General features: G+C 59.5%; 9 protein-coding genes. 8 read left to right on the forward strand and 1 reads right to left on the reverse strand.

Annotated features, from left to right (window positions below; genetic code table 11):
- Positions 1-79 precede the first annotated feature (79 nt).
- The 8 genes from HMPREF9163_RS06175 (at position 80) to HMPREF9163_RS06210 (ending at position 14555) form a co-directional block, all read left to right on the forward strand.
- Positions 80-1135, forward strand: a complete 1056-nt coding sequence (locus tag HMPREF9163_RS06175; protein WP_037346298.1) for an ABC transporter substrate-binding protein — start codon at positions 80-82, stop codon at positions 1133-1135.
- Between the two features lie 85 nt (positions 1136-1220).
- A complete protein-coding gene (locus HMPREF9163_RS06180) occupies positions 1221-2468 on the forward strand; it encodes a porin (RefSeq protein WP_009440864.1) in 1248 nt (415 codons plus the stop codon).
- 73 nt (positions 2469-2541) lie between these two features.
- The gene (locus HMPREF9163_RS06185) at positions 2542-3672 is read left to right on the forward strand and encodes an ABC transporter substrate-binding protein (RefSeq protein ID WP_009440865.1); all 1131 of its coding nucleotides are present in this window, start codon (positions 2542-2544) and stop codon (positions 3670-3672) included.
- A gap of 76 nt (positions 3673-3748) precedes the next feature.
- Positions 3749-4687, forward strand: a complete 939-nt coding sequence (locus HMPREF9163_RS06190; RefSeq protein ID WP_232296674.1) for an iron ABC transporter permease — start codon at positions 3749-3751, stop codon at positions 4685-4687.
- The gene (locus tag HMPREF9163_RS06195; protein WP_009440867.1) at positions 4684-5454 is read left to right on the forward strand and encodes an ABC transporter ATP-binding protein; all 771 of its coding nucleotides are present in this window, start codon (positions 4684-4686) and stop codon (positions 5452-5454) included. The genes HMPREF9163_RS06190 and HMPREF9163_RS06195 overlap by 4 nt, the downstream gene beginning before the upstream one ends.
- Before the next feature lie 331 nt (positions 5455-5785).
- A complete protein-coding gene (rpoB, locus tag HMPREF9163_RS06200) occupies positions 5786-9535 on the forward strand; it encodes a DNA-directed RNA polymerase subunit beta (RefSeq protein WP_009440869.1) in 3750 nt (1249 codons plus the stop codon).
- A 50-nt stretch (positions 9536-9585) separates the two neighbouring features.
- A complete protein-coding gene (rpoC, locus tag HMPREF9163_RS06205) occupies positions 9586-13587 on the forward strand; it encodes a DNA-directed RNA polymerase subunit beta' (RefSeq protein ID WP_009440870.1) in 4002 nt (1333 codons plus the stop codon).
- A gap of 413 nt (positions 13588-14000) precedes the next feature.
- Complete coding sequence (locus tag HMPREF9163_RS06210) at positions 14001-14555, forward strand: biotin transporter BioY (protein ID WP_037346306.1); 555 nt, start codon at positions 14001-14003, stop codon at positions 14553-14555.
- Positions 14556-14624: 69 nt separating this feature from the next.
- On the opposite strand, the gene HMPREF9163_RS12470 is transcribed toward HMPREF9163_RS06210, so the two are convergent.
- On the reverse strand, positions 14625-14728 hold a 104-nt coding region (locus tag HMPREF9163_RS12470), incomplete at its 5' end, for a secretion protein HlyD (protein WP_083475866.1).

Here is a 14728-nt window from a genome sequence, read left to right on the forward strand (position 1 = left end):
TTGTTCCACTAGGGTTCGCTACGGGGGATTACACGCTAACAATAAAGTTTCAGGTTTTTCAGATGAAAGGATGTATGCAATGAAGAAAAATCTCATCGCGCTGCTGGCTCTCGTCATGATGGTCGCAGCACTTGTGGGCTGCGGGACGGAGAACGCCGCGCAGGGCAAACAGGACGCGACGCGCACAGTCACAGATGTGGACGGTACGGCGGTCGAGATTCCCGCGAACGTCGAGCGTGTTGCCGACCTCTGGCACGCGAACAATCAGGTGGTCTTGATGCTCGGCGGTGCGGACAAGCTCGTCACGACGACGAAGAGTGTGCAGAGCCTCGCGTGGTTCGCCAAGGTTTATCCTCGCATCAAGGAGATCTCCGCACCGGTCAAGGGCACGGATGTGAACTGGGAGGAGGTCGAGAAGGAGAAACCGCAGGTCGTTCTCGCAAGCAACAAGGGACAGATTGAAATGGCGCGCAAGCACAATATTCCTGCGCTTCGTGTCAGCTTCACGGACTATGATGGACTGCACAAGACCGTCCGCATCACGGCGGATGTGCTCGGCGGTGACGCCCCGAATCGTGCGGAGAAGTACATCTCCTATCTGGATGAAAAGACAAAATTTGTCGATGACCGTACGAAGGATATCCCCGATGCCGAGCGCCCTGTGGTGCTCAATATCGTCGGCGGTGATGATCTTCTCAAAGTTGACGGAACGAACACGATCATTGACGAGTGGATCCGCTACGGTGGCGGGAAGAACGCCATCGCCGAAAAGGGCTCCATGATTAATACGACGATTGAGGAGATCCTCAAGGCGGATCCCGACATCATCATCATCGGCGGTGCGCAGGCACAGAAGGGGATCGAGGCGATCAAGAACGATCCGCAATGGGCGGGCATTAAGGCAGTGAAGAACGGGCGACTCTACGGCAGTCCCGTTGGCACGTTCAATTGGGCGCGTTACAGCACAGAGGCAGCACTGCAGGTGCTCTGGGCAGGTCAGACGATCCAGCCGAAGCTCTTTGCCGATGTCGATCTCGTGAAGGAGACGGTGGACTTCTACAAGCGTTTCCTCCACTACGATCTGAGCGAGGCGGATGCACAGCGCATCATCAAGGGCGAAGCACCTGCAAAGTAAGTTTGTTTGACAGCGTTGTCTTAGCAGCGTTGGGATATATTTTAGGACAGCGGGGAATCCCGCAGGGAAAGGACTGTTTTATCTTATGAAGAAGAATCTTGTCGCGGCTCTTGCCACAGCACTCACGATTGGTGCAGCATCGACGACGTTTGCGGCGGCGAATCCGTTCAGCGACGTTCCGCGTGACCACTGGGCGTACGATGCTGTGACCCAGCTCGCGGCAGACGGTATCATCGAGGGATACGGTGACGGTACGTACCGTGGTGACCGTAACATCACGCGCTATGAGATGGCGCAGATGACGGCAAGGGCGATGGCAAAGGGGGATATGTCTACATCGGACAAGGCTCTTGTTGACCGTCTTGCCGCTGAGTTCGCCGATGAGCTGAACAACCTCGGCGTGCGCGTCGCAAAGCTCGAAAAGAACGCTGACATGGTGAAGTGGACGGGCTTCTTCCGCTATCAGTACACGAGTGATCGTCATGATGGCAAGGCGCGCGCGAATCAGAACATGGCGATGTTCCGCGTGTTCCCGACGGCAGAGGTCAACAAGAACTGGAAGGTGACGGCACGTTTGACGGGCTATCATCTGATGGATAAGGATGCGGGCGACGGAAAGGGCAGTGAGAACTTCAAGGTCGATCGTGCGCACGCCATCGGCACGTACGGCAAGTTCGAGGTACGCCTCGGTCAGATGCCGCTCTTCTCCGACGTGGATAACGGCATGGTTTCCGATCCTCCGTCGATGTCCGGCGCGACCGTGCGCTTTGGCAATGTCGTGAGGGCAAAGGTCGCAGCGGGTCGCGTCAGCAAGCTGGGGACTTCGAGCGATCCTGCGGCGAACGTGCAGGTGATCGAGCTGACCGGCAAGAGCGGCAAGATCAATGCGGGCGTTGGCTACTACCATGCGAACAGTGAGAAATATCGTGTGGTGGGCTACAAGAACAGCGGCTCGTCGGACGAGGCACGGATCTTCTCCGTGGGCGGCGGTATTGCCTTTGACAAGAACGTCAGCCTCTCGGGCGCATATGCGCAGAACACGGAGGCAGATCGCTATAAGAAGGCGGGCAGCGTGCAGCTCTCGTACAAGGGCGCGAAGAAGTCGGATGTCGGCTCGTGGGGAATGTTTGTCGCCTACCGTCATCTCGGTGACTATGCTGTGTTCAAGCCGACGTACAACGCGATCAGTGCGGGACAGAAGGGCTGGGAGGCCGGCGTTCACTATGTGCCGTTCAAGAACGTTGTCGGCAAGGTCGAGTATTTCCGCGGCAAGGATCTCAAAGGCGATAAGGATGCAAGCAAGATCTTCGCGCGTGTAGATTTCAACTTCTAAACGAATTATTTTCATACTGAGCCACCCGATGACACTCGTCATCGGGCGGTTTTTCTAAACGAAAGGAAATTTTATGAGAGACACATACATTTTGCGGCGTGTCTTGACCGCTCTTTTCGCCGCCGTCTTTATGGCGGCGCTGGTCGTGGGCTGCGGACAGAATGCCAAGCAGGCGACGGAGACCGCCGCCGCACTTGAGGGCGAGTACATCTTTACCGATCAGGCGGGCAATGAGGTCACGGTGAAAGCACCCGTGGAGCGTATGGTCGTTCTGCAGCACCACTCGCTCGACATCATCTGCCAGCTCGGCGGGCAGGACAAGATTGTCGGCGTCGAGTCGACGTGGCAGCGTGACCTTGGCGACTACATCGCGGAGATCTGGCCGGCGATCAAGACGTTGCCGACGCCGGGCACGCTCACGCAGCCGAATATTGAGGAGATCGCAAAGCTGAAGCCCGACATCGTCATTGTCGCCTCGCAGTCCGATCAGTCATCGGCGGCGAAGCTGCGCGAGATGGGCATCCCCGTCGCGGTGATCTCGCTGCGCGGCGAGGGCAAGCAGGCGGAGGCACAGAACCCGCGTCTGTCGAATGCGGACAAGGCATATACGGATGGGCTGCGCGGTGCGATTGAGATTCTGGGGCATCTCACGGGTCGTGATGCGAAGGCGAAGGAGCTCTGGGCATTTGCCGAGGAGAGCCGTGCCATCGTGGAGAAGGCGGTCGGCGAGATCCCGGACGATCAGCGCGTGACGGCGATCCCCGTCGGCAGCAAGCACATGGTCTACGGCAACGACAAGTATGTCGGCTGTATGCTCCTGCGTGCGGGCGGCGTGAATCCTGCGGCGAAGGATATCCAAGGAAATGGCGAGTATAACGTCGAGTCGCTCGCGAAGTGGAATCCCGACGTCATTATCTCGCAGGATCGCTATCCCGAGATCTACAAGGAACTCACGACGGATCCTGCCTATGCGCAGCTGCGTGCCGTACAGAACGGGAATGTAATCGAAGCACCGTACTGGGCAAAGCCGTGGGGCAACCCCGATGCGGACTCGGTCGCGCTCGGTGAACTCTGGCTTGCACATATGTTCTATCCAGACAAGGTGAGTGCAGACGTGGTCATGGAGCGCGCGAAGAAGTTCTATGAGACGTTCTACGGCGTGCCGTTCACGGGCAAGGTCGCAGACGGCATCGTGCGGAAATGACTCGCGTAAGTAAATACGTCATGGGGGGCAGGGCGCTCTTTTCGTCCTGCTCCCTTTGGCGTGCATCCTCTACTCGTTGACACTCGGCGCATATCATATCTCGGCGACGCACGTCTACCAGATTCTCCTTGCGGACTTCACGGGCGTACTGCCGCCCGACGTGACCGCGATGGAGGTTTCGATGATCTATGACGTGCGCCTGCCGCGCATCCTCGGCGCGGTCGTTGCGGGCTGCGGGCTTGCCGTTGCGGGCGGTGTCTTTCAGGCACTCTTCGGCAATCCCCTCGCGAGTCCCTATACGCTCGGCGTATCAAACGGCGCGGGATTCGGCGCGGCGCTTGCGATTGTGCTCTCGCTGCCGGCGGCGGGCGTGCAGATGGCGGCACTCGCGTTCGGCATCGTGTCCGTGGGGCTGACGTTCCTCCTCGCGGGACGAAAGCGCGGCGCATCTGTCACGATGATCCTCTCGGGGATGCTTGTGAGCGCATTCTTTTCCTCGCTCGTTGCGCTGCTCAAATTCACCGCCGATCCGCAGGAGAAGCTGCCGCAGATCGTCTACTGGCTCATGGGCTCGCTTGCAAGTGTCAAGTTCGATGGGCTGCTGCTCATCCTGCCCGCGTATCTTGCGGCACTCACGCTGCTGTTCCTCTATCGCTGGCGCATCAACATCCTCAGCATGGGCGAGCAGGAGGCGCAGTCGATGGGCGTTGCCGTTCGGCGTGACCGCGCCGTCATCATTCTCGCCGCGACACTCGTCACTGCGCTCGTCGTCAGTATCTCCGGTATCATCGGCTGGGTCGGCATCGTCATCCCGCATCTCGCGCGTATGATCGTCGGCCCCGATTTTCGGCGGCTGATGCCCGTGTCCGCATCGCTCGGCATCGTCTATCTGCTCGTGATCGACGATCTCTGCCGCACGCTGACGGCACTTGAAATCCCCATTGGTGTCATTACGGGGATTGTGAGTATTCCGATCTTCATTTACTTCATCCTGCGAAAGAAGGTGCGCTGGTGAGACTGGACGTTGAGCAGCTGGGCTTTTCCTACGATGCGCGGCGCACAATCTTGGAGGATGTGACATTCTCCCTCGCGGGCACGGGGATTTACTGCATTCTCGGAAAGAACGGCACGGGCAAGAGCACCCTGCTGAAATGTATTGTGGGCGAGCATGGCGGCACAGGGCGCGTGCTCCTCGACGGGAAGGAGCGCGGTGCGTATGGGCAGCGGGAACTCGCGCGAAAGATCGCCTACATCCCGCAGAACCACGCGCCGACCTTTCCCTTCCGTGTGCTCGATGTCGTCATGATGGGGCGCACGGCGCACATGCGCTACTTCGCCTCGCCCGGAGAGCGTGAGGCGGAGATCGCCCTGCACCATCTGCGCTTTCTCGGCATCGCGCATCTCGCGGAGCAGCCCTATACGAACATCTCGGGCGGCGAGCGCCAGCTCGTCCTGCTCGCGTCGGCGCTCACGCAGCAGCCGGAGCTCCTCATCCTCGACGAGCCGACGGCGCACCTCGACTTCGGCAATGCGCACCGCTTCCTCGACCTCGTCCTGCGCCTCCACGCGCAGGGCATCGGCATCCTCATGACGACGCACTTCCCCGATCACGCGCTTTACCTCTCGGCAGAGACGCTCGTGCTGAAGGATAAGACCCTCTGGAAGCACGGCGCGGCGGCGGAGGTCATCGACGAGGCGGGCATGAGCGCACTCTACGGACTCCCCGTCCATATCGGTCAGATCGGCAAGAGAACGGTCTGCGTCGGCGGGGATATTGCGTGACTTCTATTTTGAATGTTGCTTCCAAGAAACTTTCACGTAATGCAAAACACCCCCTTGACACGGATATTGTCAATGTAGTATTATACAATGACCTATTTAATTAAGAATGGGGATTTGTGCGCCTTTTTTCGGGGAGGATGAGGGAGGCACGGATAAAATACTGCCGGAATGGTGCAGACTTTATCGGTGATTCCGCAGCCTTCGTGGCTCGTGTTAGAAAGGACAAATGAGCAAGGTATTCGAACGGTTGCCTTGTTCTTTTTGTGTCTTTGCAATTACGTCGGTGCACGAACTCCATCAACGATAATCCAGCGAAAGGGTGACAGCGTTCATGTTCAATCCTGTGTCGGTCGGCCGTCGCACCCGGTATAGCTATGCGCGCATTAAGGAAGTCATGGAGATGCCGCATCTCCTCGACATCCAGCGCACGAGCTATCAGTGGTTTCTTGAGGTGGGACTCGCGGAGATCTTCCGCGATATCTCGCCTATTCAGGATTTCTCGGGGAATCTCATCCTTTCCTTTGAATCGTTTGCGCTCGGCGAGCCGAAGTACGATCTCGACGAGTGCAAGGAGCGCGATGTAACCTATGCCGCACCCCTGCGCGTGAACGTACGTCTCGTGAACCGCGAGACGGGCGAGATCAAGGAGCAGGAGGTCTTCATGGGGGATTTCCCGCTCATGACGGACACGGGCACGTTCATCATCAACGGCGCGGAGCGCGTCATCGTCAGCCAGCTCGTCCGCTCGCCCGGCACCTATTACGGCGTCGAGATTGACACGACGGGCAAGGAGCTCTTCAACGCGACGATGATTCCGAACCGCGGTGCATGGATCGAGCTCGAGACGGATGCAAACGACATTGTGTCCGTGCGCATTGACCGCACACGTAAGATGCCTGTGACCTATCTCATCCGCGCGCTTGGCTACGAGAGCGACGCTGAGATCCGTGAGCTCTTCGGCGACGATCCGCGCATGCTCGCGACGATTGAGCGCGACACGGACGAGGTGAAGACGCGCAGCAAGGCGGTCATCGAGATCTACCGCCGCCTCCGTCCGGGCGAGCCCGCGAACGAGGACAACGCGCGTCAGCTGCTCGAGACGCTGTTCTTCGACCCGCGCCGCTACGATCTGGCAACGGTCGGACGCTATAAACTGACAAAAAAGCTCGGCTGGCGCCGCCGCCTCCTCGGCAAGGTGCTTGCAAATCCTGTCGTTGACAAGGAGTCGGGTGAGATTGTCTTCCCGAAGGGCGAGCGCATCACGGCGGAGATGGTGGATGCCGTCAGCCCCGAGCGCGAAATCGAACTCTTTGGCGAGGGCGAGATCGTCGCCTTTGACGTGCAGAAGGCGGACGGTGAGATCTACCGCATGCTCTGCGCGCCGACGCGTGACTATCAGTTCCGCACAATCACGCGAGAGGATGTCATGGCGGCGATCAGCTATCTGCTCGGCCTCATGGATGGATTTGGCTATACGGACGACATCGACCACCTCGGCAACCGCCGCGTGCGTGCGGTCGGAGAGCTGCTGCAGAACCAGTTCCGCATCGGCCTCTCGCGCATGGAGCGCGTTGTGCGCGAGCGCATGTCGATTCAGGAGACGGAGAGCATTACGCCGCAGGGGCTGATCAATATTCGCCCCGTGGTGGCGGCGGTAAAGGAGTTTTTTGGCTCCTCGCAGCTCTCGCAGTTTATGGATCAGCACAATCCGCTCTCGGAGCTGACGCATAAGCGCCGCCTCTCGGCGCTCGGACCCGGCGGTCTCTCGCGCGAGCGCGCGGGATTTGAAGTGCGCGATGTTCATAACTCGCATTACGGGCGTATGTGCCCCGTTGAGTCGCCCGAAGGTCCGAATATCGGACTCATCGGCTCGCTCGCGAACTATGCGCGCGTGAACCAGTTCGGCTTTATGGAGACACCGTACCGCCGCGTGGACAAGGAGAACCGCCGCGTGACGGAGGATGTCCGCTATCTGACGGCGGACGAGGAGGACGAGCTCATCATTGCGCAGGCAAACGAGCCGCTCGATGAGAATGAGTTCTTCGTCAACGAGCGCGTGACGGCGCGTTTCCACGAGGAGACGGGTCTGCACCGCCGTGACCATGTGGACTACATGGACGTGTCGCCGCGTCAGGTCTTCTCGATTGCAACGGCAATGATCCCGTTCCTCGAGAACGACGATGCGAACCGCGCGCTCATGGGCGCGAATATGCAGCGTCAGGCTGTGCCTCTGCTCAAGACACAGGCGCCGCTCGTCGGCACGGGCATGGAGTACAAGGCCGCGTGCGACTCGGGTGTCATGGTGCTCGCGAAGCACAGCGGCGAGGTTACGGAAGTTACGGCGAATGCGATCACCATCCGCACGGATGAGGGCGCATTTGACAACTATAAATTGCAGAAATTTGTCCGCTCGAACCAGGCGACCTGCATCAATCAGAGGCCGCTGGTCTATGTGGGCGACCGCGTGGCGGAGGGGCAGCCCATCGCCGACGGCCCCTCGACGGACAACGGCGAGCTTGCCCTCGGCTACAACATCATCGTTGCCTATATGCCGTGGGAGGGCTACAACTACGAGGATGCAATCCTCCTGAGCGAAAATCTCGTGAAGCGCGACCTCTACACCTCGATTCACATTGAGGAGTACGAGTGCGACGCGCGCGATACGAAGCTCGGCCCCGAGGAGATCACGCGCGACATCCCGAACGTCGCGGAGGACGCGCTCAAGGATCTCGATGAGGACGGCATTGTCTCGATTGGTGCCGATGTGCGCCCCGGCGACATCCTCGTCGGCAAGGTCACGCCGAAGGGCGAGACGGAGCTGACGGCGGAGGAGCGCCTCCTGCGCGCGATCTTCGGCGAGAAGGCGCGTGAGGTGCGCGATACCTCCCTGCGTGTGCCGCACGGTGAGGCGGGCAAGATCATCGACGTGAAGATCTTCACGCGCGAGAACAACGACGAACTGCCGCCGGGCGTGAACCGCCTCGTGCGCGTCTACATCGCGCAGAAGCGCAAGATCTCGGTCGGCGACAAGATGTCCGGCCGCCACGGCAACAAGGGCGTCGTCTCGCGCATCATGCGCCAGGAGGATATGCCGTTCCTGCCGGACGGCACACCCGTCGACATCGTGCTGAATCCGCTCGGTGTGCCGTCCCGTATGAACATCGGGCAGGTGCTCGAGACCCATCTCGGCATGGCGTGCCGCGTGCTCGGTCAGCGCATCAAGGCGGGCGATCCGACGGTGGAGGGAGATCTCCGCGCGGCGGGCTATAATTTCGATGCAAATGGGATGCCCATCCCCGACGTGGCGGGCATTCACATTGCAACCCCTGTCTTTGACGGCGCGAGCGATGACGATGTGTTCGGCACGATTCGCGCAGCGGGTCTGCCCGATGACGGCAAGACGGTGCTCTATGACGGGCGCACGGGTGAGCCGTTCGAGAACCGCGTCACGGTCGGCTGCGTCTATATGCTGAAGCTGCACCATCTCGTTGACGACAAGATTCACGCGCGCTCCACGGGTCCGTACTCGCTCGTCACGCAGCAGCCGCTCGGCGGCAAGGCGCAGTTCGGCGGACAGCGCTTCGGCGAGATGGAGGTCTGGGCGCTCGAGGCATACGGCGCGGCATACACCCTGCAGGAGATCCTGACGGTGAAGTCCGACGACGTGGTCGGGCGTGTCAAGGCATATGAGTCGATTGTCAAGGGCGACAACATCCCCGAGCCGGGCGTTCCCGAGTCCTTTAAGGTGCTCATCAAGGAACTGCAGGCGATCGGCCTCGACATCAAGGTGCTCAACGAGGACGCAAAGGAAATTGCGATTCGCGATGAGGAGGACGAGGACATCGGGGAAAAGGCACGCTCGCTTGACCTTGACGTCGAGGGCGTCGATGAGACCGGCGCGGCTCCGCCCCCTGCGGAGGACTCCTACGATGAGGAGGACGGCGCTGATGAGGGTGTCTCGGACGAGGATCTCATCGCACACATTGATACAGACGAAGAAATTTCGGACGATATGGATACGATTCTGCACGGCGGACTCGATGAGCTCGATGCGTCGGACGAGGATGATCTGGACGTCTGATTCTAGGAAGGGAGTGGCATCTGTTGCTGGATGTAAACAATTTTGACTCAATGCGGATTGGACTCGCTTCCCCCGATAAAATTCGTGAGTGGTCGCACGGCGAGGTAAAGAAGCCCGAGACCATCAACTACCGCACGCTCAAGCCCGAGCGCGACGGCCTCTTCTGTGAGCGGATCTTCGGACCCACACGTGACTGGGAGTGCCACTGCGGCAAGTACAAGCGCATCCGCTACAAGGGCGTCGTCTGCGATCGCTGCGGCGTCGAGGTGACGCGTGCAAAGGTGCGCCGCGAGCGCATGGGACATATCGAGCTGGCTGCGCCCGTCTCGCATATCTGGTATTTCAAGGGCATCCCGAGCCGCATGGGACTCATCCTCGATGTGTCCCCGCGCTCCCTCGAGAAGGTGCTTTATTTCGCCTACTACATCGTCATTGATGCGGGCGAAACCGATCTCAAGAAAAAGGAACTGCTCTCCGAGCGCGAGTACCATGACGCGCTTGAGAAGTATGGCAATACCTTCCGCGTCGGCATGGGCGCGGAGGCAATCAAGGAGCTGCTCGAGGAACTCGATCTCGAGCAGATGAGCGAGCAGCTCAGGAGTGACGTGCGCACGACCTCCGGTCAGAAAAAGGTGCGTGCGATCCGCCGCCTCGAGGTGGTGGAGGCGTTCCGCAAGTCGGGCAATAAGCCCTCGTGGATGATTATGGACGTTGTTCCTGTGATTCCGCCCGATCTGCGCCCGATGGTGCAGCTCGACGGCGGGCGTTTTGCGACATCTGACCTCAACGACCTCTACCGCCGCGTCATCAACCGCAACAACCGTCTGCGCCGTCTGCTCGACCTGGGGGCGCCCGACATCATCGTACGCAACGAGAAGCGTATGCTGCAGGAGGCGGTGGATGCGCTGATCGACAACGGCCGCCGCGGCCGACCCGTCACGGGACCCGGCAACCGTGCGCTGAAGTCGCTCTCGGATATGCTCAAGGGCAAGCAGGGGCGCTTCCGTCAGAACCTCCTCGGCAAGCGCGTCGACTACTCGGGACGTTCCGTTATTGTCGTTGGACCTGAGCTGAAACTGCATCAGTGCGGTCTGCCGAAGGAGATGGCGCTCGAGCTCTTCAAGCCGTTCGTCATGAAGAAACTGCAGGCAGACGGCGCTGCACACAACATCAAGTCGGCAAAGCGCATGGTCGAGCGCGCGCGTCCCGAGGTCTGGGACGTGCTCGAGGATGTCATCAAGGAGCATCCCGTGCTGCTCAACCGTGCCCCGACGCTGCACCGCCTCGGCATTCAGGCGTTTGAGCCTGTTCTGACCGAAGGGCGTGCGCTGAAGCTGCACCCGCTCGCGTGTACGGCGTACAACGCGGACTTTGACGGCGACCAGATGGCAATCCATCTGCCGCTCTCGGCAGAGGCGCAGACGGAGGCACGCGTGCTCATGCTCGCGGCGAATCACATCCTTGCCCCGAAGGACGGCAAGCCCATCATCGTTCCCTCGCAGGACATGGTGCTCGGCTCGTACTACCTCACGAAGGTGCGCCCGGGTGCAAAGGGTGAGGGCAAGGTCTTTACGGGCATTGCAGAGGCACTCCTCGCCTACCAGGAGAAGGTGCTCGATCTGCAGGCGGAGATCCGCGTGCAGGTCGCGGGCTACGGACTCGTCCGCAGCTCTCTCGGTCGTCTCATCTTCAGCGAGATCCTGCCCGATGAGCTTCGTCACTATCGTCAGGATGCGGAGACGGGTGAGTGGAGCCTCGGCGTGCTCATGAACAAGAAGGAGCTCGGCAGGCTCGTTGCAAACTGCTACGACCACTTCGGCGCGACGAAGACCGCCGAGGTCATCGACAATGTGAAAAATCTCGGCTACCACTATGCCTGCATCGCGGGCATGACGGTCGCCGTCTCCGATGTCATCGTTCCCCCGAAAAAGAAGGATATCATCGCGGACACACAGGCACTCGTCAACAAGGTCGAGCGCCAGTTCGGCCGCGGTCTGATTACAGAGGACGAGCGCTACAAGAAGGTTGTCCAGCTCTGGACAAAGGCGACGGACGATGTGGCGGATGCCATGATGGAAAACATGGATCCGTTCAACCCCATCTTCATGATGGCGGACTCCGGCGCGCGCGGCAACAAGCAGCAGATGCGCCAGCTCGCAGGTATGCGCGGTCTGATGGCCGACCCGTCGGGCAAGATCATCGACCTGCCGATCACGGCGAACTTCCGTGAGGGTCTCACCGTTTCCGATTACTTCATCTCCTCGCACGGCGCACGCAAGGGTCTTGCCGATACGGCGCTCCGTACGGCGGACTCGGGCTATCTCACGCGCCGTCTCGTCGACGTGGCACAGGATGTCATCGTCCGCGAGGAGGATTGCGATGTTTCCGCGATCAACCTCCTGCAGGTGCGCGCGCGGCTCGCGGAGTCTGCGTTTGACGCGCTTGAGCTTCTGGTTGACAGCCTGATGGGCAGACTCCTGGCGGCGGCGATCTATGATCCCGAGACGAAGGACGTGCTCTACCCGCAGGATACCGTCCTCGACGACGAGGTGCTCGAGACCATCGGTGAGCGTGATGTGCGCGAGCTCATGGTGCGCGGCTCTTCCGTGAATGTGGAGGGCGCCGTCAGCAACGCAATGGTGACGGAGAGCATCACACTTGGTGAGCCGGATGCGAAGAAGCGCAAGAAAGCGCGTGCGGCGATTGTCCGCGAACTCAGCGGCAAGGAAGTTGTGCGCGAGGCCGTTCTTGATGACGGCACTGTGCTCGCCGCCGCGAGTGAGTTCCTCACGGACAAGTCGGTTGAAGCCATCATCGACTCGGAGCTGCATGAGCTCCATATCCGCAACAACAACGTGCGCGGTATTGAGGTCGAGGCGATCACCGAGGGCACGGGCGTCATTGAGTCGCTTGCTGACCGCATTGTCGGCCGCGTGCTCGCGGAGGACATTGTGGACGAGGCAACGGGTGAGACGATCGCACATATCAACGACCCCGTGGACGAGGCTCTCGCAAAGCGGATCGAGGGCGTGCGCAAGCGCGTTTCCATCCGCAGCGTGCTGACCTGTAAGTCACAGTTCGGTGTTTGCATGAAATGCTATGGCCGCGACCTCGCCAATCAGGCAGAGGTCGAGATCGGCGAGGCGGTCGGCATCATTGCCGCGCAGTCGATCGGCGAGCCGGGCACACAGCTCACGATGCGTACGTTCCACTCGGGCGGTGTCGCAGGTGATGATATCACCCAGGGTCTGCCGCGCGTCGAGGAGCTCTTCGAGGCACGCAAGCCCAAGCACAACGCGATCATCGCGGAGAACGAGGGTGTTGTCTCGATCGAGGATACGGGAAAGGGGATGCGCACGGTCACGATCACGCCCGAGGGTGGTACACCGCGTGAGTATGCAGTACCGTTCGGCGCACGCATGGCGGTGCGCGACGGTGCCGTGTTGAAGCCCGGTGACAAGATCACCGAGGGGTCGATCAATCCCCATGACATCCTGCGTGTCTGCGGTCTGCAGGCGACCCAGCGCTACCTCGTCTACGAGGTGCAGAAGGTCTACAAGTCGCAGGGCGTTGAGATCAACGATAAGCACATTGAGGTCATGGTGCGGCAGATGCTGCACAAGGTCAAGATCGAGGAGTCAGGCACGACGGAGTTCCTGCCTGGCGAGTACATTGAGATCAATGCGTTCGAGGCGGCGAATACAAAGGCAATCGAGGAAGACGGCGAGCCCGCTGTGGCAAAACCGATTCTGCTCGGCATCACGAAGGCATCGCTCGCGACGGACTCCTTCCTTTCGGCGGCATCCTTCCAGGAGACCACGCGCGTCCTCACAGACGCCGCGATCAAGGGGAAGATCGACCCGCTCGTCGGACTCAAGGAGAACGTCATCATCGGCAAGCTCATCCCTGCGGGCACGGGCATGACCCGCTACCGCAATCTCGACATCGTCGACTTTGCACCGCAGGTTGTGGAGGAAGCCGAGGAGGAAGAGATCGTCGAAGAGGTACACGAAGAGGTTGACCTCTCGCGCTTGGAGCAGCTGACAAATTGAGTGGTTGCAATCTGATTGTGAAAGTGCTATACTGTGCCTAGGAAAAATGACATGAATATTTTCCAGGGCGACACGAAAAACCGGCGGGTGCGACTGCCGGTTTTTCTATTCCGTTTTTAAGGTGGCTTAGACCTTAGGTTGGTTGCTCCTACTTAGGATCTCTGTCCAACCATTTGCAAATGAAGTAGGATACAACACTTGCCGCGACAGAGACTAGGAATGACATGAATATCTCCATGTGGACGACCCCCTTTCTGTTGCCAGTATGGGGGAAGCAACCTCTAAAGTATAGCATAGAAACATCTGTTTTGTCATTAAGAACTTCCTCGTCGAGTGATGTCTACCGATTCTATAAAACAAGTTGACGAATCTCTCCATTCGCTGTAAAATACCAACGAAAAGGAGAGATTCTAATGACAACACGCGATGATAAATTCTTTTCCGTACGCAATACTACGCGCATGGCTCTCTGTATCGCGCTGATCTGTGTGAGCGCGTACATTGCAATCCCCGTGCCGTTCATGGCGCCGCTCACGATGCAGACCTTTGTCATGTGTCTTGCCGCGCTTGTTCTCACACCGCGCCAGACGGCGGTCGTCCTCGTTGGCTACACCGTGCTCGGTGCGATTGGTTTACCCGTCTTTGCAGGCGGCGTCGGCGGACTCGGCATCATCTTCGGCCCGCGCGGCGGCTTCTTTATCGGCTTTCTGCTTGCGTACACGCTCATGAGTATGCTGAAGGGACGCGAGCCGTCCTTCGCACGTTATGCCCTCGTCGGAACACTCGTGAGCGTGCCCGTCACCTATCTCATTGCGACGCTCTGGCTGACAATCCTCTTCGGGGATAAGTTCGCCGGCATCGTCGCCGCCTTTATGGCGCTCGTGCAGTACATCCCGGGCGACCTCATCAAGGCAGTCGCCGCTGCTGCGCTCGGAGTGACGTTGAACAGACGGCTGCGGTATCTCTGAAGTTTTGCTTGATACACAAAAGCGGCTTCCACACAGATGCGTGGAAGCCGCTTTGCTATTCCGTGGAACTTAGGGAAGCACTGATAAATTCAGCCACGCCATCTTAGCGTATCTTTTTTGCCCGCTTTTTGTCGGCAAATCTTCCACATAGCTTTGGCTATGAGTCCGGTTTG

The sequence above is a fragment of the Selenomonas sp. oral taxon 138 str. F0429 genome (genome assembly GCF_000318175.2).
GTDB classification, from domain to species: Bacteria; Bacillota; Negativicutes; order Selenomonadales; family Selenomonadaceae; genus Centipeda; species Centipeda timonae.